Below are 20,179 nucleotides of genomic sequence, written 5' to 3'. Positions count from 1 at the left end.
TCCGTTATGCCGCATTCAGGGCGTTGTGGTTGATGGCCATCATCGTCATTAGCCGCTCTTCGTTGGCGTCATCGCCGTGGATCTCGCCAGTCACCCGGCCTTCACTCAACGTGATGATCCGATCGGAAACCGCCATGACTTCCGGCAGATCTGAAGAGATCACAATCACCGCCACGCCCTTTTTCGCCATATCAAACAGCACCTGATGGACTTCTGATTTGGTGCCAACATCGATGCCGCGCGTCGGTTCATCCACAATCAACACCCGAGGGTTAAGCGCCATGCAGCGCGCGAGGATCACTTTTTGCTGGTTTCCGCCGGAGAGCTTGCGCACCTCCTGCGCACTGTTGACCATTTTGATCTGCAGCGCCTGGCGGTAAGACTCAATCAGGGCATCTTCTTTGCGGGTATTCACAAACCAGCGCCAGTGCAGCAGTGACGACAGGCTGGAGAGCGACAGGTTGTCGCGGATCGACAGTCCCAACACTGCACCCTCTTTTTTACGATCTTCCGGTACCAGCGCCAGCCCCTGATCCAGCGCAAACAGCGGATCGCGCGGCTGATACGGCACGCCATCAAGTTCAAAGCTGCCGGAGGTAAAACCGTCGGCGCCAAACAGGCAGCGGGCCACTTCGGTGCGCCCGGCACCCACCAGTCCGGCAATACCTAATACTTCGCCAGCATGCACGTGGAAGCTAATGTCGTGCAGCGCGATGCCATGCGGATCCAGCGGCGGTTTTTCGCGGCTAAGCCCCTTCACCGCCAGACGCACAGGTTTATCTTCATGGTGAGTTTCGCTGGCCGGGCGGCGATTAAAGGCCACATCGCGCCCCACCATCAGGCGGATCAGCTGTTCTACGGTGGTCTGTGCAACCGCGCCATTCCCGGTGAATCGTCCATCCTGAAAAACGGTGAACTGGTCGCAGAGTTGAAAAACTTCATGCAGGCGATGGGTGACGTAGATAATGCTCACGCCACGCCCTTTAAGTTCCCGCACCACCCGGTGCAGACTTTCTACTTCGCTGTCGCTCAGCGCGGCGGAAGGTTCGTCCATGATGATCAGCTTTGCGTTCAACGTCAGCGCCCGCGCAATTTCCACCATTTGCTGCTGCGCCACGCTCAGTCGGGCCACGGCTGTGGTTGGCGCAACGTTCAGTTGCAGGTAATCCAGAATCACCTGCGCCTCCTGATTTACCGCCTTTTCGTCCACAATCAGATTGCGTTTACGCGGTTCGCGTCCGAGGAACATATTCTCGGCGACGGTCATATTGGGCAGCAGATTAAATTCCTGATAAATCGTGATAATGCCCTTGTTCTGCCGCTCAACCGGAGAGTCTTCTACCGGCAATGTTTCGCCGTTGAACCAAATATCCCCGCGTGTTTGCGGCTGTGCGCCCGCCAGCGCTTTCAGCAGGGTCGATTTTCCGGCACCGTTCTCACCTAACAGCGCATGAATTTCGCCTGCTCCGACAGTCAGTTGTGCGCTGCTCAGCGCCCAAACGCCGGAAAAGCTTTTCGCCAGGTCGGTCACTTTCAGTAAGGGTTGCGACATCGGTCTGCTCCTCCTCATAGAGAGCCGCCACTTGCGCGGCGGCTGCGGACATATCAGTTACCGGCTTCGTTAATACGCTCGGCCTGCTGCAGGTTCTCTTTGGTGATAAGCGTTGGCGGGTAGTCAGCCCCGGTGATCGCAGTCTTCTCACGGACGTTATTCACCAACTGGCTCATGGCCGTTTTCACCGCAAAGCCAGGACGTTGATCCGCCGTCACTGCCAGCCAACCGTCGCGCACACGCGCCAGTGCTTCCGGCACGGCATCGAATCCCGTGACCAGAACTTCACCCGGCTTCAGTCCTTGTCCCTGTAATGCTTCAATCGCGCCCAGCGCCATATCGTCGTTAGCGGAGAGGATCACCTGCGGACGCTTCGGCAGCGAAGGCAGCACGCTTTCAACAATGCGCATCCCTTCAGAACGCATCCAGTTACCGGTCTGATCGGCAACGATCTTGTACTTTTCACCACCCGCCTTCAGGCTGTCGCGAATACCTTTAGTACGTTCAATGTTGGAGGAGGAGCCTGGCTGGCCGGTCAGCAGAATAATGTCTGCCCCGTCTGGGAATTTGGTTTTGACAAAGTCGCCAATCGCCTGGCCGCCTTTGTAGTTGTTCGCGCCGAAGTGCGGCACTTTTTTCTGGCTGTCAACGGAGCGGTCGAGCGTGACCACGGGCAGTTTCGCATCCTGAATTTCATCTACCGCGCTGGATACCGCGTTGACATCGTTCGGCGAAACAATAAAGCCCTGTGCGCCACGAGTTATGGCGTTTTCCAGGTCAGCGACCTGTTTTGGCGAGCTACCCTGCCCGTCCAGGACCTGTAAATTCACGCCCATCTCTTTTGCGGCTTTCACCGCCGTGCGCTGCATGTGAACTTCAAATGGCATCGCCAGGTTTGGCGTACTGAAAACAATTTGCTCATTTTCAGCAATGGCTGCCCCGGATGTCATGGCGATGAGGACAGCTAAGATCAATTTTTTCATTATTATGTCTCTCTGTGTAGGGTAGGTTGTGGTGACAATCAGAGGAGAACTTCACGCTGGCTATGCAGTGACTCCAGCGCTTTATCCGCCAGATACAGCGCACGCTCGCCATCGTCCCCGCTGCAATCAGGGACCGCTTCGCCGCGCAGTACCGCAACAAAGTGTTCCCATTCCGCGGCATAGGCCGATTTATAACGCTGCAGGAAGAAGTGTTCAGGTAACGCGCTGGTGCAGCCCTGTTTGCCGTAGTGCTGCACCTGGTTTTCGAGAATATTGCCCGCGCACAGCAGCCCTTCAGAGCCGTGCAGCTCAAGGCGCTGATCGTATCCGTAAGAAGAACGGCGGCTGTTGACGATGGTCGCCATCGCGCCGGAGGCATATTTCAGTACGATGAACGCGGTGTCGATATCGCCCGCTTCGCCAATCGCCGGATCCACCAGATTACTGCCCTGGGCATACACCGAAACCGGCTCTTCGCCCATGATAAAGCGCGCCATATCAAAATCGTGGATGGTCATATCGCGGAACATACCGCCGGACACACGCACATATTCCGCAGGCGGCGGCGACGGATCGCGGGAGATGATCAGCAGCGATTCCGGCTTACCGATACGCCCGGCCAATGCGTCAGTTTTCACGCGGCGAAACTGCGGATCGAAGCGGCGGTTGAAACCGATAAACAACGGTACGTCGTACTCTTTGACCACTTTCAGGCAGTCGCGTACACGGGCCAGATCCAGGTGGACCGGTTTTTCACAGAAGATGGCTTTGCCGTGGCGTGCGGCCATTTCAATCAGATCCGCGTGGGTATCGGTCGCGGAGGCAATCAGCACGGCGTGAACGTTAGGGTCCGTCATCGCCTCATCCAGGCTTTGCAAACGAGCCTGGTACTGTGTGGCAAGACGAGTGGCAAATTCCTGATTCGGGTCGACGACCGACCAGAGGGTAGTAGCACTGTGACTGGCAATGTTAGCTGCATGTACCTGGCCAATTCGGCCAGCGCCCAGTAAAGCAATGTTAAACATAACGGCTCCCGGTGTTGGTGAATGCGATGAACTAACGACCCTTTAAATAAAACATTTATTTCATTTTTATAAATAGTGAAAATTATGTTTTTGGGTGCAAGTTAACACTTTTGAGATGATCGAGATAAAATTTGTTATCAATATCACAACATAAAGACAGGAAAGATGAAGGAATTGGCCCCCTTCCGTTCAGGAAGGAGGTGATGGATGAAGAGAAAGGAAAAATGAAATGAAAATTTCGTTGTCGCAGGTTGCCGGATGACGATGCTAACGCCTTATCCCGCCAGAAGGTAGAATCCGCTGTAGGCCGGATAAGCGCAGCGCCATCCGGCATTAATCGCTTTTAGTACTGACGTGCGTTTTTCACCTGCTCAAACGTCTGCTCAGCCGCTTTTCGCACCGACGGAGAGTCTGCCACCTGCGCATCGCCAGTGCGCCACCAGGAGGCATAGTCGTGGGTCATGGTTTTCGGCAGAACTTTGATATCCAGCAGCACAGGCCCCGAATGCACACGGGAGGCTTCCAGCGCCGCCAGCAGGCTTTGCTCGTCATGTACGCGCCATGCCCGACAGCCGTAGCTTTCCGCGTTTTTGGCAAAATCGACCTTCACCAACGGTCCATCTAACCGTCCGGTTTGCGGGTTGCGGTGGCGGTTTTCCGTACCGAAACTCCCCATCCCATGCCCCATCTGCAGGTTGTTAATGCACCCGAAGCTGGCGTTATCAAACAACAGGATAGTGACTTTTATCCCCTCCTGAACGGCGGTTTGTAGCTCGGAATGCAGCATCATGTATGAGCCATCCCCCACCATGGCATAAACCGGCTGCTGTGGCTTCGCCAGCCTGGCCCCAATAGCAGCCGCAATTTCATAGCCCATACAGGAGTAGCCGTATTCCAGGTGATAGCTGTCCGGGGTTTTGACCTGCCAGATACGCTGTAAATCGCCAGGCAGCGATCCAGCGGCCCCCACGACGATAGCGTTATCTTCAATGTGCTGATTGATAAGTCCCAGCACCTTCGTCTGGGTCAACCGGGTGTTTAGCGTGTCGCCATATTCCGCTAACTGAGCGTCAAGATGCCCTGCCACTTCGGGTTCGTCGTCGGGACGCCAGTCGCGATCCCATAAACGTTGGCACTCATCGCGCCAGGCCTCTTGCGCCTGCGTGACCTCCTTCCCCCAATCGCTGCGGTAGTCTTTCAGCGTTTCAGTTAACGCCGTCAGTCCGGTACGGGCGTCGGCGATAAGCGCGGTGGCATCAAACTTCAGTGCGTCAAACTCCGCCACGTTCAGCAGCAGGAACTCAACCTCCGGATGAGAAAACAGCGCTTTCGAACCGGTGGTAAAGTCGGTGAGGCGCGTACCGATGCCGATCACCAGATCGGCTTGCGGTGCGAGCTGATTCGCTGCCATCCCTCCAGTTACCCCAATGCCTCCGAGGTTAAGTGGGTGGTCACTAACCAGTGCGCCTTTTCCGGCCTGAGTTTCGGCAAACGGCAGTTGCAGCGTTTCAACAAACGTACGAAACGCCTCATGCGCGCCGGAATATCGTACCCCGCCGCCGCATACCACCAGCGGACGGCGTTTGCGGGCAATCAGCGCCCGCGCCATCGCCAGACGCTGTGGGTCGGGCGGTCGACGTTCAATCAGATGAACGCGGCGCGCAAAGAAACTCTGGGGATAGTCCCAGGCTTCTCCCTGTACATCCTGTGGCAGGCAGATGGTCACGGCACCAGTATCTGCGGGGTCAGTAAGCGTTCGCATCGCGTTTAGCATCGCACTCATTAACTGCTCCGGGCGGTTAATCCGGTCCCAGTAACGCGAGACCGGGCGGAAGCAGTCGTTGGTGCTGATGCCGAGGTCATGGTATTGCTCAATTTGCTGCAATACCGGGTCCGGCTGACGGCTGGCGTAGACATCGCCTGGCAATAACAACAGAGGAATACGGTTCGCCGTTGCGGTCGCCGCTGCGGTCACCATGTTTGCAGCTCCCGGCCCAACCGATGACGTCACGGCAAAAATACGCTGGCGCCGATGCTGTTTGGCGAATCCGGTCGCCATGTGCGCAATTCCCTGCTCATTACATCCCTGCATCACCTGCAAATGACCGGGATCCTGCTCCAGCGCCTGGCCAATGCCAAGCACATTACCGTGACCAAAGATGGTGGCGACCCCCTCGACAAAGGGCGTTTCCACGCCATCGACACAGATATATTGTTGATTAAGGAATTTGACCAGCGCCTGAGCCATGGTCATACGTTCGGTTTGCATAACCCCTCCTGTCAGCCCAGCGTTGGCATGGAGAACGCTGCCCCTGTGTCCTGCAGCATCTCCGGCCAGCGTGCGGTGACGGTTTTCATCCGGGTATAGAAGCGCACGCCATCATTGCCGTGAACATTGAGCGCACCAAAAATGGACCGCTTCCAGCCGCCAAAACTGTGGAACGCCATCGGCACCGGAATAGGCACGTTAACGCCCACCATGCCCGCCTGCACCTCTTCGCAGAAACGACGCGCACAGCCGCCATCACGTGTGAAAATTGCCGTGCCGTTACCATATTCATGACGATTAATCAGTTCCACCGCGCTGCTGTAATCTGCTACGCGCACCACAGAAAGCACCGGTCCAAAAATCTCTTCTTTATAAATGGTCATCTCCGGCGTGACGTTATCAAACAGGGTCGGCCCAACAAAATAGCCCTGCTCATGACCTTTGACGCTAAAATGCCGACCATCCACACGCAGGCTGGCCCCCTGCGATTCCCCACTGTCGATATACCCGAGCACTTTATTCCGATGCACCGAGGAGATAAGCGGTCCCATTTCGTTTTCCGGTGTCTGATCAAGCCCCGGCCCGACACGCAGCGCCGCAATCTGTTTTTCCAGTCTCGAGCACAGCTCATCTGCCGTTTTATCACCCACCGCCAGCACGACAGAAAGCGCCATGCAGCGTTCACCCGCCGCGCCGTAAGCGGCCCCCATAATGGCGTTGGTCACCATATCCATGTCGGCATCCGGCATTAAAATGCAGTGATTTTTAGCACCACCTAACGCCTGGCAACGCTTACCGTGGGCTGACGCTGTCTGATAAATGTATTCCGCAATCGGCGTAGAGCCGACAAAGCTCACGGCTTGCACGCGCGGGTCAGTCAGCAGCACGTCGACGGACTCTTTATCTCCCTGTACGACGTTGAACACGCCGTCCGGCAGGCCCGCCTCTTGCAGCAGTTTCGCCAGAGCCAGGGCGAGAGAAGGATCTTTTTCCGAGGGTTTCAGCACAAAGGTATTCCCGGTTGCCAGCGCGATGGGGAACATCCACATCGGTACCATTGCCGGAAAGTTAAACGGCGTGATCCCGACGCAAACCCCGAGAGGTTGCATCAGCGAATGGCTATCGACGCCGGTGCCTACGTTGGCTGAGTGTTCGCCCTTTTGCAGATGTGGGATGCCGCAGGCAAACTCCACCACTTCCAGGCCGCGGGTCAGCTCACCAACTGCGTCAGAGAACACCTTGCCATGCTCTTCGCTGATGATGCGAGCCAGCCTCTCCATGTTTTCTTCCAACAGCGCCTTAAAGCGGAACATCACTCGCGCACGTTTTAACGGAGAATGGCGCGCCCACCCGGGGAATGCGTCGTGCGCTGCCGCAATGGCCTGCTCGGTTTCCTGTATCGTACTCATCACCACCTGGCGGATCTGCTCGCCGGTGGCCGGGTTGAAGATTGCCTGAACGCGCTGGCCTGAACCGGTGACACATTCGCCGTGGATAAAATTCGCTACTGTCTCCATCCTTAACCTCTCGCTGTTGATACGTGACTGTTACCTGAACACTGTTATCTGTGTACTATATATGAAACAAACATTCCATTTTAAGTTGAAATAAAATAAATAATGATTAATGTGATCAAGGATGGGTTTTTATGTTAACAAGCGGAATCGCATGATTAGCGTGCACTGGCAGAACGTTTCAGCGAACGGCAAACCTGAAGCTTTTGTTTCGTTTTTACAGCCAGATGAATGAGTGACATTTCAAAGACGCGGTTTTGCGTTTAGAATCATAAAACTATGTACCAGGAGGTAAAATGACAACAGCAACCAGCCTGAACGAGCTGCAGCAGCAAATCCGCGATCGCTACGATAGCCTGAGTAAGAGGCTGCAGCAGGTGTCCCGCTATGTGCTGGATAATACCAATAGCGTGGCCTTTGATACGGTTGCCGTCATTGCTGAACGTGCCGGAGTGCCACCCTCAACGCTGATCCGCTTCGCCAATGCCTTTGACTTCACCGGCTTCAACGAAATGAAACAGCTGTTTCGTATGAACCTGGTGGAGGAAACCGCCAGCTACAGCGACCGCGCGCGCATGTTCCGTGAGATGGAAAGCGAAGCCGTGCCGGAAACCCCGCTCGATATCCTGCAGGAGTTCGCCCGTTCGAATACTCAAGCGCTCCAGCAGCTGGCAGCCCGTGCCGAACCTGAAATGCTGGAACGCGCCGTACAATTGCTGGCAGAAGCCGACACCATTTACATCGCCGGTTTACGTCGTTCGTTTAGCGTCGCCGCCTATCTCACCTACGCCCTGAGCCATCTTGAGTGTCGCCCTATTTTGCTCGACGGAATGGGCGGAATGCTGCGCGAGCAGATTAACCGCATTAAAGCGCGCGATATCGTGGTGTCGATAAGCTTCTCGCCTTATGCGGAAGAAACGGTGATGGTCAGCGAAACTGCAGCCAATGCCGGCGCGCGCCAGATCGTGATTACCGACAGCCAGATAAGCCCGCTGGCAACGTTCAGCGATCTCTGCTTTGTGGTGAAAGAGGCGCAGGTCGACGCGTTTCGCTCCCAGTCAGCGACGCTGTGCCTGGTACAGTCACTGGTCGTGGCGCTGGCTTACCGGCTAGGTGACGGGAGTAATGAACGCGGTCATTCTGTCGGTTGATGAGCGACGCGAAAATTGATGATCCGCTTTATTACATTCCCGCCAGCGTGACGTGAAATCGTGATGTCTGCAGTTACTTTTATGGTCGTTGAAAATATCACCATCATTCAGCGACCGGATAAAATACAATCCGTTATTACCATGAGCTACAATTATATTAATTTTAGATAATCAACAATGCATGTGCTGACAATAATACGCAAAGGTTTACTATAGCCCTGTCTTTTTTAAGCAGGAAAGTAAAATGAAAAATACAAAAGGGTTGATGATTATTGCCCTTGCTTTCACCCTGGCATCATGTGCCGCCATTCCTGAGAATATCAAAGGTAATAATCAACCCGATATCCAAAAAAACTTTATCTCCGTGCATAACCAGCCTGGTTTATATACCGGTCAGCAGGCCCGCTTTGGCGGTAAAGTCATCAATGTGATTAACACCAAAAAAGATACGTTGCTGGAAATCGCCGTTTTGCCACTGAACGACTCTGCTAAGCCACAAATTGACGCGAGCTATCAGGGACGTATTCTTGCCCAGCAGAAAGGTTTCCTCGATCCGGTAAACTACAGAAACCATTTCGTGACTATTTTGGGAACAATTCAAGGAGATGAGTCAGGTTTCATCAACAAAGTCCCGTACAACTTTGTTAAAGTTGATTTACAAGGTATCCAGGTTTGGCATTTAACTGAGTCTGTCAACACCACTTATAATATGTGGGATTATGGTTACGGTGCGTTCTGGCCAGAGCCGATGTGGGGAGCGCCTTACTACGCTAATACAGTAACTCAGGTAACTCCGGAGCTAGTGAAATAATCCCAGAGGTAAGATGGCGCGACTATATTCCGGAGTCAGGTGTTGGCAAACAACCCTTCTCATTACCCCGCGTTTATCTTATTGCGCCATCCTGCTTCAGGAGATCCTTCGCTTAACATGCATTCTTCCTGTTACATATAATTTTTAACCGCTAATTCTTTAGCGAAGAAATGGGCTTTACCCTTCTCATGCCTGACCATCTTTTGTTATTTACCGACAACTCCCCCACCCTGCATGCAATAAAAGAACATTTGTGTTTACACATTATTCAGGGATTACTATGAACAGAAAATGCTTACTGTTGATACCATTATTCTTTAGTAGCGTCATCATCACTGCCTGCGATAATAAACCTGCAGTAAAAACCACCATTGAGCCCGAAGTCGGCGTTGTTACCTTAGTCCCCTCCTCAGTAAATATTAAAAGTGAACTTCCGGGTCGCGCACTTGCGTTCGAGATCGCCGAAATCCGCCCTCAGGTTGGTGGGATCATCATAAAACGCAACTTTGTTGAAGGTGATAAAGTCAGCAAAGGAGAATCACTGTATCAAATTGATCCAGCCCCACTGCAGGCACGACTGGACTCAGCCAAAGGCGCGTTGGCAAAGGCACAGGCTACCGCCAATAATGTTCGTCTGACACTAAATCGGCAGTCAGCATTAATAAAATCTAATTACGTCAGCCGCCAGGACTATGACACCACGCGTTCACAGCTTAATGAAGCGCAAGCCAATGTTGCCGTCGCTAAAGCGGATCTTGAACAAGCCACCATTAATCTTCGATATGCCAATGTTACCTCGCCCATTGATGGCATTAGCGGCAAATCTTCCGTGACCGTGGGTGCCCTGGTTACTGCCAATCAGGAAAACTCGCTGGTCACCGTTCAGAGATTAGATCCGATCTATGTTGATTTAACGCAGTCAGTACAGGACTTCTTACGCCTGAAAGAAGAGAAAGCTAACGGCAAAATTGCCCAGCAACAAGGCAAAATTCCGGTTGAGCTGATGCTGGAAAACGGCAAACCCTATCGCCATACCGGTACGCTTGAGTTTTCCGATCCCGCTGTTGATGAGACCACCGGTTCGGTAACCCTGCGCGCCGTATTTCCCAATCCTGAAGGTGAAATTTTACCCGGCATGTATGTCACTGCGTTGCTGGACGAAGGCAGTCAACAAAACGTGTTGATGGTCCCCCAGCAAGGAATTACGCACAACGAGCAAGGAAAAGCCACCGCGCTGATCCTTGACCAGGAAAACGTAGTGCAACTGCGTGAAATAAACGCAGTGAAGGCCGTTGGTAATCAATGGTTAGTGACCGCGGGATTACGCCCCGGCGATCGGGTCATTGTGTCCGGATTACAAAGAATTCGTCCGGGAAGCAAAGCCCGGGTCCTCCCTTCAAAACTGAACACACCTGACACGGTAGCTGAACAGTAATATTTCAGGTATTAAGGACACTTTCTTTATGGCCAACTTTTTTATTGAGCGCCCAGTTTTCGCCTGGGTGCTCGCTATTATCATGATGTTTACGGGCGGTATCGCGATAATGAACCTGCCAGTCGCCCAATATCCACAAATTGCGCCCCCAACCATTACCATCAGCGCGGCCTACCCCGGGGCAGATGCAAAGACCGTTGAAGACTCCGTCACCCAGGTGATTGAACAGAATATGAATGGTCTTGACGGCCTGATGTATATGTCATCCACCAGTGATGCGGCAGGTAATGCCTCGATTATCCTGACCTTCAAAACGGGTACGTCACCCGATATTGCGCAGGTTCAGGTACAGAATAAACTGCAGCTGGCGATGCCTTCCTTGCCACAGGAAGTACAACAGCAAGGGATCAGCGTTGATAAATCCAGCAGCAATATCTTAATGGTCGCCGGTTTTATCTCTGATAATAACAGCCTGAGCCAATATGATATTGCCGACTATGTGGCCTCGAACATTAAAGATCCGCTAAGCCGCACTGCCGGGGTGGGGAGCGTGCAGTTATTCGGTTCGCAATACGCCATGCGCATCTGGTTGGATCCGCAAAAGCTCGACAAGTATAACCTCACTCCCGAGGACGTCATTACCCAGCTCAAAGTACAGAATAATCAGATATCTGGCGGGCAACTGGGGGGCATGCCTCAGTCAGCCGATCAGCAATTAAATGCGTCGATAATCGTCCAGACGCGTCTGCAAACAACCGATGAATTTGGCAAGATCTTCCTTAAAGTTCAGCAAGATGGTTCTCAGGTTCTACTGCGTGATGTCGCACGCATTGAGCTGGGTGCGGAAAATTATGCCACGGTTGCACGTTACAACGGCAAACCCGCCGCCGGGATTGCAATTAAACTTGCCGCAGGCGCCAATGCCCTTGAAACGTCCCAGGCTGTTAAACAAGAGCTGAACAGATTATCAGCCTGGTTTCCGGCCAGCATGAAAACCGTTTATCCCTATGACACCACGCCGTTTATCGAAATTTCGATTCAGGGTGTTTTTCATACTTTGATCGAGGCAATCATTCTGGTATTCCTCGTCATGTACCTGTTTTTGCAAAGTTTTCGTGCGACGCTCATCCCCACTATCGCCGTTCCGGTGGTTATCCTTGGCACCTTTGCCATTCTCGACGTCGCCGGTTTTTCGATTAATACGCTCACGATGTTTGGCATGGTGCTGGCGATAGGGTTGTTAGTCGATGATGCTATCGTGGTGGTTGAGAACGTAGAACGTATTATTGCTGAAGAGCACTTGTCTCCAAAAGCGGCAACGCATAAAGCAATGGGTCAGCTCCAGAGGGCGCTGGTTGGTATTGCCGTGGTGTTATCCGCCGTATTTATGCCGATGGCATTTATGAGCGGCGCGACAGGAGAAATTTTCCGTCAGTTTTCCATCACCTTGATCTCCTCCATGCTGCTGTCGGTGTTTGTGGCGATGAGCCTGACGCCAGCACTCTGCGCCATGCTGTTAAAAGCACATGATGACGAGCAGGCAAATACACATTTTCTGTTTACCCGATTCAATCATTTCATGGAGAAATGCACTCAGCACTACACGGACAGCACCCGAAAACTGTTACGTTGCACGGGCCGTTACATGGTCGTTTACTTAGTCATTGGCGCGGGCATGATGGTGCTGTTTTTACGTACGCCGACCTCCTTTTTGCCTGAAGAAGACCAGGGGGTATTCATGACCACGGCGCAATTGTCCTCAGGTTCAACGATGGTGAACACCAGCAAAGTGCTCGGGGAAATAACGGACTACTACCTGACGAAAGAACAGAAAAACGTTGCTTCTGTTTTCACCGTCGGCGGATTTGGTTTCAGCGGTCAGGGACAAAACAATGGCCTGGCGTTTATCAGCCTGAAGCCGTGGTCAGAACGCGTTGGCGAAGAAAACTCGGTTACCGCCATTATTCGACGGGCAATGATGGCCTTAAGTACCATCAATAATGCCGTCGTTTATCCGTTCAATTTACCCGCGGTCGCAGAATTGGGCACCGCATCAGGGTTTGATATGGAGTTGCTGGATAACGGTAATCTTGGGCATGAAAAAATGATGCAGGCCCGAAACGAGCTTTTGGCTCTGGCCAACCAGTCCTCAGGTGAGGTCGACGGGGTGCGCCCAAACGGCCTGGAAGATACGCCGATGTTCCGCATTCACGTCGACGCCAAAAAGGCTGAAGCTATGGGCGTTGCGTTATCGGATATTAATCAGACCATCTCCACCGCGTTCGGTAGTCGCTATGTCAATGATTTCCTGAACCAGGGGCGCGTAAAAAAAGTGTATGTCCAGGCCGATACGCCGTTCCGTATGTTGCCGGACAATATCAATCACTGGTATGTACGTAATGCCTCTGGCGCGATGACCCCACTTTCCGCCTACTCATCAACCGAGTGGACCTACGGCTCTCCACGCCTTGAACGCTACAATGGTCAGCCAGCAATGGAAATTCTGGGCCAGCCGGTAGAAGGGAAAAGCAGCGGTGATGCGATGAAATTTATGGCATCACTGATTAATAAACTGCCCGCAGGCGTCGGTTATGCCTGGACCGGTCTGTCTTATCAGGAGGCGCTATCCACAAACCAGGCACCAATGCTGTACGGCATTTCGCTGATCGTCGTATTTCTGGCGCTGGCGGCGCTGTATGAAAGCTGGTCGATCCCTTTCTCGGTGATGCTGGTTGTGCCAATCGGGGTGGTCGGCGCGTTGCTGGCCACCGATCTGCGCGGCCTGAGCAATGATGTTTATTTCCAGGTCGGCCTACTCACCACGATGGGGCTATCGGCTAAAAATGCTATTTTGATCGTCGAGTTTGCCGTCGAGATTATGCAGAAAGAAGGGAAAACGCCGCTTGAGGCCGCGGTGGAAGCCGCGCAAATGCGCTTACGTCCTATTCTGATGACCTCACTGGCCTTCATCCTGGGGGTAATTCCACTAGCAATAAGCAACGGCGCGGGCTCTGGCGCGCAAAATGCCGTCGGTACGGGGGTTATCGGTGGGATGCTGGCCGCGACGGTACTGGCGATCTATTTTGTTCCAGTATTCTTTGTACTCGTTGAAAATACGTTAGCGCGATTTAAAGCCCGACGTTGATCCCCTGCTCTATCCCTGGGTTTAGATTATTAAATCCAGGGATGGGACTTCATTTGTCAGGTCTACAGTTATTAGCGGGCACGGCTATCCAGCGAGTTTCTCGTGGATAGCAGGGTAAGCATTACGCGGACTTTTCTTGTAGGGGAACAACTGGGGCAGGTACAGAGGTTGTCAATTCTAACTAAAGCCAGGCTATCAAAACGGTTAATCAATAGTGCAGACCGGAACCTTTCAGATTTACAGCCAGTTCACCCAGTTTTGTATTCGGATGCTGATGACACATTTTAACCATTTTCGGTACAGCTTCCGTTTCCACCTCATGCAGGGGAACATAATCATCGCCTTTAAAGTCCGAATTTTTATTAACAATCACAAAGGCAATTGCCGTCTTGTATTGCTGACTCATATCAACGAATTCTTTACAGGTCATATCTTGTGGCGCAGCTTCCGTTGCCTGAGTAGCAAAAGCACGGGTCATTGGCGCCATAACAGAGGTCACAAGAATAGCTGCAGAAACCATCATTTTAATATTCACTATGCGCTCCAGAGGTAGCATTAATTTTTATCGGCGAGCTTATCAGTTTTTACCAGCGTCGCATTTCTACGCAGACTGATAAAAGCTAAAGAACTAAAGATCATCTCGACACCAATAAAAATTGAGGTAAATACATACGATCTGTCGGGATCCATATTCAGCCACACGCCGGCAATAAGCAGGTCAAAAATACCAATAAAAATGTTCCATCCATAACCCGGACTGTGGAACAGTTTGACCCCAGATGCGATACGAAAAATACCACCCAGAATAAACAGGCAGCAAAATACCATTGCCAATGAATTCATGCCTATCACAGGATTCACCAGGAAACAGTAACCCAGCAGTAACCACGCGATAGCAAAAAAGGCATAGGTAAATTTGGCTTTCAATTGCTTTTTACTTGAGCTAAACAGGCTATAAATAGAATAAAAACCACATACCAGGAACATAAAGCCAGTTGCATAGCTTAAATAAACACCTGCAGCAATCGGATAAATCAAGCAGCAGATGCCACAAATCAACATCAACACCGCCATAATCGTCGCATGCTTTTTATAATGAACGAGTGTTTTTTCATTAAACGCTCTCAGGCTACGCTGATTAAAAACAAACATACATCCTCCGTTATACATAAACGCAATGTAACCTGTTGACACAAGAATTATTACTCACTCAACATATGTTACTTACAATGGAATGATAAGACTTCCGCTAAGGAAGCGTATATAAGAACAAGAGAATGTCGCTATGCGTATATTCCTACACATGTCAGACATCTGACACTTGTAAGATTAAACGGTCATTATTCTATCGTGGTTCTGATTTCGCTCTTTAACATTATTTAATATGCTTATTGCGTTTGGTGACATATACCAAATTTATTCAGGAGAAAGTAATGAAAAAGATTATTCTTGCGGGTGTGCTTGCAACCATGATGGGTTCAGCACCAGTGATGGCTGCTACTGCTACCACAACTACTCCGGCGCAAGCTACTACCGCAAATGTACAAAAAGAAGCTGCCGATATTATGCAGGTCGCAGTGCAAGGCGCAAATGCGATGCGTGATATTCAGCTTGCTCGTTTGGCCCTGTTTCATGGACAGCCTGACAGCGCTAAAAAATTAACCGATGACGCCGCTTCCCTGCTGGCAGGCGACAGCAAAGATTGGGCGAAATTTGTAAAAACTGCGCCTAAAGCCAAGATGATTGACGATCAGTACGTGGTTATTAACGCTACGATCGCGCTGTCAGAAGACTATATTGCCACTCCAGCCAAAGAATCCGCTATCAAAACAGCGAATGGCAAAATGGCCAAAGGCGACTGGAAAGGTGCAGTGGATACCCTGCAACTCGCTGGTATCAGCGTGCTTCAGACCCAATACCTGATGCCCCTGAATCAGACTCGTAAAGCCGTTACCAGCGCGCAAAAACTGCTGTCTTCCGGTAAATATTATGAAGCAAACCTTGTGTTAAAAGGTGCTGAAGAAGGTATTGTGATCGATAGCGAGATGATCGGCGCAGGCCAGTAATACTCAGCACTACGGAGTGTTGAACCAGGACTTTCTCTCCTGATCGGGCAGCTACGGCCACCCGATCAGGGGGATTAATGGCTAATCAGACTGTCTATCTCAATCTCAATTTCCCGCATAACAGCAATAATCTTCTGCAATGCCTCCTGGCGTACTGCCAGAGGAAGATCGTCAGGTCGTCTGGATTCGAAAGGTTCGCACAGGTTTTGTAGCGCAGTGATGCCCAGAATTTGCGCCGAGCCATGCAACCGGTGAAGAGCGCGCAAAAACAGCTGAGGTTCATCTTGCAGAACAGCTTTCTCAGCCGCTTGTATATCATTCAGCGTTGCCTCGCGAAATGTCTCGAGAATCTCGTTCATTAGTGCGCGATCGCCGCCGGTATTCTCCGTCAACACATTGAATTTCAAATGCCGGATTGAACAAGGAGACGAATAACCGGTTTCGATTTTACTCAACTCATGTGTCAGTGTCTGAATCGACACAGGCTTGAACAGGCACAAATTCATACCATTTTGCAGGCATCGATCGCGTGACTGTGGAAGTGCGCTGGCCGTCAGTCCCCATATTTGTAAATTCGGCTGTTGACGACGTAGCGAAGCCGCGAGATCAAACCCGTCTTTTTTCGGCATATTTACATCGGTTATCAGCAGATCGTACGATTTTTTCGCCAGTTTGGCTTCTGCCTCCTCCCCATCACACGCTTCATCCACATTGTAGCCAATGGCATTCAACTGTCGCTTGAGCAGCAGGCGATTGGTTGGGTTATCGTCTGCAATCAAAATAGACAGACACGGAAGCGGTAACAGAGTACCAGGCGCATCGCCATCCGGTACAATCGACTGTCGAGCCGTTTCAACCGGCAGCGTTATGGTAAACGTGGTTCCTTGCAACGGGACGCTCATCAACTCCAGCGTCCCACCCATCAGCGTCACCAGTTCTTTACAGATAAATAACCCCAGACCGGAACCGGTTTGTTGACGCCCGCAACGCCCCTGAGCGTAACGATGAAACAGCCCCGCCTGCTCCTCTTCACTAATCCCGCAACCGGTGTCGCTAATGGCAATGGTCAGGGTACCGTGATTCTCCCCGTCAGGCGTCAAACGGGCCGTCACATGAATACTGCCCTGCTCGGTAAACTTCAACGCATTGCCTACCAGGTTGGTGAGAATTTGCCGCAAAGCCTGCTGATCGACAAATACCCGTTCGTTTGCCGGCAACTGGCTAACGCAAGCCAGCGTAATTCCTTTCTGTCTGGCTAAAGCATCGAAAGAGTGGCACTGCAATTCAATGAGCTGCGAGAGATCCGTCCATTGAGGAACAACCTGGTATTTACCAGACTCAATCTTATCCAGATCCAGAATCTTACCGATCAGCCCAAGCAATGACTGGGCTGTCGCCCCGGTAAGGGCAATCGCCTCTTTTCGCTGTGCCGGGCTGAGTTCTGAACTCGACAGTAATTCCACAAAGCCAACAATCGAACTTACCGGGGTACGTAATTCATGGCTCATACTCGCCAGAAAGCGACTTTTGGCCTTGGTTGCTTCAATCGCTTTATTCTTTTCGTTTTCCAGTTCTTGAGATAATGCCTCTTTGAGATGAAGCTGCTCTTCCAGTAGCCGCTGAGATAGTTTCCTTTTCTTTACCTCACGGGAGAGTGAGATCCCCCAGATCAGGCTAATCGCTATCAGCAGCAGCGCGAATATCCCCAGTTGATAGAACTGTTTGCTATATCGACTCCATAAATCAACCTGCGTATTGGAAATTTTCGACCACTTCTCCGTCATCTGCAAAATCTCACGTGGCGGTATGGCCTGTAGCGCTTTATCCATAACAGACTTCAACATAGGCTCGTGAGAAGAAATCGCAAAACTTACAGAGGCACCAGGCATATCTGGAAGCCTAAAAAAGTGCATATTTTTCTGATAGTAATGATCGACCATAAACCTTGCTGACAATTCGGTAGCAATTGCCGCATCAGCGCTGCCCTCCTTGACCATGACCATCGCAACACTGCTAGTATCAGCATTAACCCAGGTGGCCTGCGGATAGCGTTGCTTCAGCTCGCTTTCCAGTACATGCCCGGCTGGTAGCGCAATACGTATCGGCTTCTCCAGTAGCGAGTCGGCGGTTTCCTCACGGGAAGTGATCATCACAAATGCCACATTCATCAGAGGATCGCTAAAGGTCGAATTGTGCGGGTTTTGATGAGTGAGCGTGATAGTGGGATACATATCCCACTGTTCGCCGCTTATTTGCTTTGTCTGCTCACTTTTAGAGTTAGCTAAAATGGGTTCAAAATCGAGCCCCGTTTGCAGATGAATAATATTCAGTAAATCGCCAAGAATACCGCGTAATTCACCGCTGCGATCGACCAGCGTATAGGGCGGGTAATCTGGGTTGATTAAAATGCGGATGACATGCTTTTTCTTCAACCACGCTTTTTCCTGAGTGGTGAAAGGTATAGGTGCATTCAGATAGGCAAGGTTGCCGCGGTTCAGCCAGTTCTGCATGACTTGCATATGAATTTCATTACTGATTGACGTAATGAAACCATCAAGAATATTTCTTAATACCGGCTGATCTTCGTTAACGACAAAATAATTATATTGTTCTTGCTTATCAAAGTAGTGCGTAATAACCAGTGATTGTGAGAAGTATCGAGAGATGCAATGGCTGCTGGTGATATTGTTACCAATATAATATTGGTTATCACCATTCACTACCGAGGCCATGGCCTGATACTCGTCATCATAAAATGAGACTTTAGCCTCAGGAAAAGCCTCCTGGATAACATCGAGAAAAGGGCAATCCCGCACACACGCGACGCTAACCTGATGGTTCGTGGTCAGCGGCAGCATAGTGTTTTTTAGTGATGTTACAAGCGTCGGCCACGTCGTCAGCAATACCGAAGTACGCAACAAATTTCCGCCCACATCCTGGCGTCGGGACAGTTGGGTTATCAGCGTATCAACATCGTTATTGGCGAGCGCGGCCAGCGCCTCTTGCTCATTATCATACTGCTTTATAATGATTTTCAGATTGAGGTTCTTTTGCATTAACGCAAGGTAATCTGCGTTGACTCCCCGATAATATTCGCCGCTATTTTGATAAACAATGGGGGAGACTTCAGGTAACCAGGTACCAACAACCAAGGTTTTTTTATGCGCTAACCAGTTTGTTTCTTCCCTGTTCAAGCTGATATTTTGTACTGAAGTATTATAATTACTTTTTAGCTCAACTTGCCGAGCTGAGCTTACACCCGTAGACAACCCGATGGTAAATATGACCATCAAAAAAATAAACAAGCGTTCCAGCATTACTCTATCCTATTTTATTTCTCTGCGCATAATCATAAATTTCCATTAATGATGAACAATCTAATTTTTCCATCAACCGGCTTTTATAGGTACTCACCGTTTTATTACTGATATTCATTTTGCTGGCAATTGAGCTGTAATCCATGCCATTAAGGATATAACGCAATACTCTCATTTCCTGATTCGACAACGTATCAAGCTTATCCTGCTCGCTGACGGATGAACCAGTAAAATGCTCAAGGGAAAAGGGAAAATAGCTATAGCCATTTTTTGCTGCTTCGATTGCGGCAAGAATATTATTCATACCTTCTTTTTTACTCACAAATCCGTTGGCACCGTATTCGGCGCTACGTTTACCGTAAAAAAATTCATTTTTGGCTGAAATGATAATGATTACACCAGCATAGTGCCGCTTTCTCAGCTGCTCCAGCACTTCGATGCCACTGATACCGGGAATATCTACATCGATAATCAACAGCTCCGGCTTAGTTTTTTCAACGGTTTGAACCACTTGATCTCCGCTGTCGAGTTCGGTGGTCACAGCGATACCATTAGTATCGAGTAAGTTGCGGATGGCAATGCGTGCCAATGGGTGATCGTCAACAATTATCGCGTTCATTGCGTATAAGAATCCCGATAAATAAAGAGAGGCGATGGCTATAGAGCAGGCGAGCCTTCAACATTATAATTTCTGAAAATAAGGCTTTATCAGGTAAATCCTAACATAATCACGCGTATATTTTATTCATTTTTTATAAAAAATGCAGAACAAGGTATAAACGCAACACTGTAATTTACAAATTTTAAACCTTGAGCCTATCTAAATATCAAACCATTAACACAACATAAAAGGAATATTCCTACACGCGTAGGACAAATCTCTCATTTATTATGATTTATTCTTAATGCTT

At 50.5% G+C, this 20,179-nt stretch carries 14 protein-coding genes; 5 read left to right on the top strand and 9 right to left on the bottom strand.

The genetic code is table 11. The features are described 5' to 3' along the window. Positions 1–4: 4 nt before the first annotated feature. The 5 genes from OGV71_RS25230 to OGV71_RS25210 form a co-directional block, all read right to left on the bottom strand. Positions 5–1,552 (bottom strand): sugar ABC transporter ATP-binding protein, encoded by a 1,548-nt coding sequence (locus OGV71_RS25230; protein WP_003839789.1) that lies wholly within the window; start codon positions 1,550–1,552, stop codon positions 5–7. A gap of 53 nt (positions 1,553–1,605) precedes the next feature. Further along, entirely contained in the window at positions 1,606–2,535 is a 930-nt protein-coding gene (locus OGV71_RS25225) for a sugar ABC transporter substrate-binding protein (protein WP_003826099.1), read from the bottom strand. A gap of 38 nt (positions 2,536–2,573) precedes the next feature. Next, positions 2,574–3,560 (bottom strand): inositol 2-dehydrogenase, encoded by a 987-nt coding sequence (gene iolG, locus OGV71_RS25220; protein ID WP_003845960.1) that lies wholly within the window; start codon positions 3,558–3,560, stop codon positions 2,574–2,576. Positions 3,561–3,903: 343 nt separating this feature from the next. Then, positions 3,904–5,829: a 3D-(3,5/4)-trihydroxycyclohexane-1,2-dione acylhydrolase (decyclizing) gene (gene iolD, locus OGV71_RS25215; RefSeq protein WP_204583340.1), complete on the bottom strand. Its 1,926-nt coding sequence runs from the start codon at positions 5,827–5,829 to the stop codon at positions 3,904–3,906. Positions 5,830–5,840: 11 nt separating this feature from the next. Beyond that, on the bottom strand, positions 5,841–7,346 hold the full coding sequence (locus tag OGV71_RS25210) for a CoA-acylating methylmalonate-semialdehyde dehydrogenase (RefSeq protein WP_192474309.1): 1,506 nt from the start codon (positions 7,344–7,346) through the stop codon (positions 5,841–5,843). 293 nt (positions 7,347–7,639) lie between these two features. Between OGV71_RS25210 and OGV71_RS25205 the strand changes: the two genes are divergently transcribed. The 4 genes from OGV71_RS25205 to OGV71_RS25190 all read left to right on the top strand — a co-directional run bounded on the left by OGV71_RS25205 (position 7,640) and on the right by OGV71_RS25190 (position 13,885). Continuing rightward, positions 7,640–8,494: a MurR/RpiR family transcriptional regulator gene (locus OGV71_RS25205; RefSeq protein WP_003839777.1), complete on the top strand. Its 855-nt coding sequence runs from the start codon at positions 7,640–7,642 to the stop codon at positions 8,492–8,494. A gap of 244 nt (positions 8,495–8,738) precedes the next feature. After that, positions 8,739–9,305, top strand: a complete 567-nt coding sequence (locus OGV71_RS25200; protein WP_003839775.1) for a Slp family lipoprotein — start codon at positions 8,739–8,741, stop codon at positions 9,303–9,305. Between the two features lie 280 nt (positions 9,306–9,585). Then, on the top strand, positions 9,586–10,740 hold the full coding sequence (locus OGV71_RS25195) for an efflux RND transporter periplasmic adaptor subunit (RefSeq protein WP_060855037.1): 1,155 nt from the start codon (positions 9,586–9,588) through the stop codon (positions 10,738–10,740). A 28-nt stretch (positions 10,741–10,768) separates the two neighbouring features. After that, a complete protein-coding gene (locus OGV71_RS25190) occupies positions 10,769–13,885 on the top strand; it encodes an efflux RND transporter permease subunit (RefSeq protein WP_171858773.1) in 3,117 nt (1,038 codons plus the stop codon). A gap of 208 nt (positions 13,886–14,093) precedes the next feature. Here OGV71_RS25190 and OGV71_RS25185 read toward each other — a convergent pair whose 3' ends face one another. Continuing rightward, positions 14,094–14,441 (bottom strand): HdeA/HdeB family chaperone, encoded by a 348-nt coding sequence (locus tag OGV71_RS25185; RefSeq protein WP_008321512.1) that lies wholly within the window; start codon positions 14,439–14,441, stop codon positions 14,094–14,096. Beyond that, complete coding sequence (locus tag OGV71_RS25180; RefSeq protein ID WP_044699615.1) at positions 14,441–15,037, bottom strand: DUF308 domain-containing protein; 597 nt, start codon at positions 15,035–15,037, stop codon at positions 14,441–14,443. Before OGV71_RS25180 ends, OGV71_RS25185 begins: the two co-directional genes overlap by 1 nt. Positions 15,038–15,318: 281 nt before the next feature. Between OGV71_RS25180 and OGV71_RS25175 the strand changes: the two genes are divergently transcribed. Continuing rightward, on the top strand, positions 15,319–15,951 hold the full coding sequence (locus OGV71_RS25175) for a YfdX family protein (RefSeq protein ID WP_016150840.1): 633 nt from the start codon (positions 15,319–15,321) through the stop codon (positions 15,949–15,951). A 74-nt stretch (positions 15,952–16,025) separates the two neighbouring features. Here the strand turns inward: OGV71_RS25175 and OGV71_RS25170 are convergent, their stop codons facing one another. Then, positions 16,026–19,268 carry an ATP-binding protein gene (locus tag OGV71_RS25170; RefSeq protein WP_204583339.1) on the bottom strand — a complete coding sequence of 1,081 codons (3,243 nt, stop codon included), beginning with the start codon at positions 19,266–19,268 and terminating at the stop codon, positions 16,026–16,028. A 4-nt stretch (positions 19,269–19,272) separates the two neighbouring features. Then, on the bottom strand, positions 19,273–19,887 hold the full coding sequence (gene evgA, locus OGV71_RS25165; RefSeq protein ID WP_003839762.1) for an acid-sensing system DNA-binding response regulator EvgA: 615 nt from the start codon (positions 19,885–19,887) through the stop codon (positions 19,273–19,275). Positions 19,888–20,179: the final 292 nt, after the last annotated feature.

The sequence above is a fragment of the Citrobacter sp. Cf088 genome (assembly GCF_030334295.1).
In the GTDB taxonomy this organism is placed as follows: domain Bacteria; phylum Pseudomonadota; class Gammaproteobacteria; order Enterobacterales; family Enterobacteriaceae; genus Citrobacter; species Citrobacter freundii.
The sequence above is the reverse complement of the archived record's forward strand: the minus strand, read 5'-3'. Positions and strand labels throughout refer to the sequence as shown.